The sequence below is a fragment of the Actibacterium sp. genome, from assembly GCF_041584535.1.
GTDB lineage: Bacteria > Pseudomonadota > Alphaproteobacteria > Rhodobacterales > Rhodobacteraceae > Actibacterium_D.
Genome location: NZ_JBFHDW010000282.1, coordinates 1 through 3344, shown reverse-complemented (window position 1 = coordinate 3344; position 3344 = coordinate 1). Strand labels below are relative to the sequence as shown.

At 61.2% G+C, this 3344-nt stretch carries 3 protein-coding genes; 1 reads left to right on the top strand and 2 read right to left on the bottom strand.

What is annotated here, in order from left to right; translation table 11 throughout:
- A partial coding sequence (locus ABYW26_RS12335; RefSeq protein ID WP_372605199.1) for an HlyD family secretion protein occupies nt 1-1865 on the top strand: 1865 nt, incomplete at its 5' end.
- Between the two features lie 36 nt (nt 1866-1901).
- Here ABYW26_RS12335 and ABYW26_RS12330 read toward each other — a convergent pair.
- Together ABYW26_RS12330 and ABYW26_RS12325 are read right to left on the bottom strand one after the other, a co-directional pair.
- Nucleotides 1902-2192, bottom strand: coding sequence for an acyl carrier protein (locus ABYW26_RS12330; RefSeq protein ID WP_372605197.1), 291 nt, complete (start codon nt 2190-2192; stop codon nt 1902-1904).
- A 93-nt stretch (nt 2193-2285) separates the two neighbouring features.
- Complete coding sequence (locus tag ABYW26_RS12325; RefSeq protein ID WP_372605196.1) at nt 2286-3170, bottom strand: class I SAM-dependent methyltransferase; 885 nt, start codon at nt 3168-3170, stop codon at nt 2286-2288.
- Nucleotides 3171-3344 lie beyond the last annotated feature (174 nt).

Genomic DNA, 3344 nt, shown 5'->3' with positions numbered 1-3344 from the left:
GGATGATTGCGCCGCTGGTGCTGTTGGCGGGCATGACGCTGTTTCAGAACTGGGCCGACTATTCGCGCGACATCTTGGTGCTGCTGGGCAGCTATCTGACCGTCACCCGGATGCTGATCGGTCTGGTGACCGTCAACCTTGTGTCCCGACTGGCGCAGGGCGTGGCGATTTCCAGCGCCGGGGGCGAGGTTAAGGAGTTCGGAATCCGTCTGTCGCTGGGCGTTGTGCCACGGTTCTTTATCGACGTGACGCAAATCAGGTCTCTGGACCGGCGCGGCCAGCTTTGGGCGTATGGCGCCCCCCTGCTCAGCCGTTTGTCGCTGTTTGCGGGCGGTATCGTGGTCTGGGCGATGTATCGCGATGGCGGCACTTGGCTGCCGGAACTGGCGCTGATCATCAGCCAGTTCGGCATGACGATGTTCCTGTTTTCGTCGCTGCCGCTGATCCCCGGCGACGGGCTGCGCTGGCTGACCACTTATTACGGCGATCCGGCGCTGATCGAAAAGACCGCGATCGTGGCACGCCAGCGCCTGAGCGGCAAACCGTTGCCGCCGTTCATCGACAAATCCGACGCCAAGCCGCTGGTGTTCTTTGCGATCTCGATCGTTCTGTCGGTCTGCGCCCTGTTGGGCGGGATGACGACCTATGCCGCCATCGCCTTTGAGCGTCAGCTTGGCGGCTTGGGCGTCACGGTGTTTCTGGCGCTGTTCGCGTCTTTCCTGCTGAACCTGATTTCGATGCGGGCCACTGGCGGTCGTGCCACCGGCGCGGCGGGTTTGATGGGCGGGTTGCTTCAACCCCAGCCCGAGGCCGAGCTTCAGCCCGAGACCGATACCAGCCTTCTCAGCAAGGCTCAGGTGTTGTGGGCGGTGATCGGCGTCGTGCTGCTGGGTCTGGCCTTTCTGCCCTATCATTACGAGGCGGGCGGCACGGTTGAAATCCTGCCCAGCACCCGCAGCCATGCCGTTGCCCGCAACAATGGCGAGATCGTGCAGATCTATGTGAACGAAGGCGATCTGGTCGAACCGGGCCAGATGATTGCACAGCTTTCCTCGTGGAAAGAGGAATCCGATATCGCGGTCACTGAAAGCTCGCTGGAAAAGGCCCGCGCCGAGCTGGCACAGCTTAACGCCGGGGCCAAGCCGGAGGAAATCGAACTGTCCCGCCGCCGCGTCGAAAGTGCTCAGACCGAGCTGGCCTTTGCCACAGCCGAGGCCGAGCGCAACGCCGAACTGCTGAAAACCGGCACGGTAACTCAGCGCGATTGGGAAAAGGCCAAGTCGGAGCTGGATGCGCGCAGCTCGGATCTGGCTGTGGCGCAGGCCCAGCTTGATCTGGTGATGAGCGGCGCAACCCGCGAACAGATCCTTGTCGCCGAAGCCGATGTCAAACGGCTGGAAATCCAGCTTGAGTATCAGAAGGGCGAATTGGAACGGACCCGCATTCTGGCCCCGACGCGCGGCCGGGTGGTCACCAAGAACATCCAGCTGATGTATGGCCAGTATCTGGAAACCGGCCACACCCTGCTGGAGATCGAGACCGTCGACCGGGTCCATGCCGAAATCGCAGTGCCCGAGGCCGATATTGCGCTGTTGCAGGTCGGTGATCCGGTGCGCTTCAAGGCTTATGGCCAAAGCAGCGCCCAGATCCTTGGCGCCGTCAGCGCCATCGCGCCTTCGGCCGAGGAACGGCAATACGGACGCGTGGTCCGGGTCGAGGCGGTGTTTGATAATTCAGACGGGCTGCTGCGGTCGTCGATGACCGGCTATGCCAAGGTCGAGGGGGCCGAAATGCGTGTATGGGAGGCGTTCCTGCGCCGGATCGTGCGCTTCTTCCAGATCGAAGTCTGGTCGTGGATCCCATAACGCGGCTTCGGCCGCCCCGAATTTTTTCTGGTCGGCTCAGGCCGTAACGGCGATCTGACCGGCCAGGAAATCGACAACCTGCGCGACGGTCACGTCGTCGACATAGTTGCCTTCCTGAATGAACAGCTGTTCAAACGGCAGACCCTTGCGGTCCAGCGCCTGCTCCAAAGCCACGGCGAATTGAACGACGTCAATCGATTCAAAAGCCAGGTCTTCGATCAGGCGGGTGGCGGATTCCAGACCTGCTTCCAGCTCAAGCTCCCAGTCCTGAACGGTTTCCTCAAGAACGGCAATGACGGTTTTTTCCAAATCCTGACGGGTGGTCATGTCGAGTTAATCCTTTCTTCGACAGCAATTCATCCTTGCGGGGCAAGGCGGTGTTCGGTGCGCCTCGGACCGCTTGGCCGGAGGCGCGATAATTCAGGTGCGTCTGGCGGTCATTTCCAACCAGTTACGCGGCACCTCGGTGATCCCGAGGTTATCAAATGCCCGCCCGGCTGCCTCTTGCAGGCAGGTGCTGGCAATATCCACGGGATACCCGCTCATCAGAACCTCGGCAAGCCCACCATAAGCACCGACCAGCGCCAGACCCTCACGCGAGATCGGAACGTTGCGATGATTGACGCGAGTGATGTCAAAACCGGCATCTTCCAGCATCGCCGCCCATTCTTCGGCGCTAAGCCAGCCTTTCGAGAACGCCTTGGTGCCCTTGCCGCGCTGACGCGGGATCGGAGCCTGACCGGCGGCCTTGCGGGCATCGTTCATTTCGAACAGCACCAGCGTCGCCTCTTTCATCCATTCGGTAAATACCGCTTCCGAGCCCGGCGGGAAGGTGCCGACATAAAACACCGAGTTGAACACCAGATGGCCGCCCGGGCGCAGAACCCGTGCGACCTCTTTCACAAAGTCCTGCTTGTTCGGCATCATGTGAATGGCGTTGCCGATCACCACAAGGTCGATCTCGTCATCGGCGAACGGCAGTTCCATCGCGCTTTGCACCCGCAGATGCACGGCGCCGGATTCGGCCTCGCCCGCGGCGCGCCAGTCTTCCAGCGACCCGACCGGAACGCCCATACCGGCATATTTGCGGCCAGCGATCTCAATCTGAGCCGCATCAAGGTCGATGCCGCAAATCGCCAGATTGGGTTTGCGCTTAAGCAATTGCTGGCTCATCAGGCCGGTGCCACAGGCCAGATCGGCAACGCGGCGCACATCGGACAGGTCCAGCGTGGCCATCAGCGCCTCGTTGGCGGAAATGTAGCCTTCGTCTTCGGAATACGGCTCGTAGGTGGTATCGACAGTCATGCAATAACTCTCCGGCTATAGTGGAACTCAGGCGCCCGCAGCGCCCATTCGGGGTGCGGTTGCGGGGCCTTGGACTAGTTGATTTTTGAAAAACCGAACGATCAGTTGTTCGAGGTTCACCCGTGCGGACGGGTCAGACGGTGGCCAGCGGTGACTGGCCCCCAACAAGGTAAT

Bases quoted from the DNA above. Each gene is read 5' to 3' on its own strand.
- ABYW26_RS12330 (WP_372605197.1), bottom strand. From the start codon at position 2,192: ATGACCACCCGTCAGGATTTGGAAAAAACCGTCATTGCCGTTCTTGAG.
- ABYW26_RS12325 (WP_372605196.1), bottom strand. From the start codon at position 3,170: ATGACTGTCGATACCACCTACGAGCCGTATTCCGAAGACGAAGGCTAC.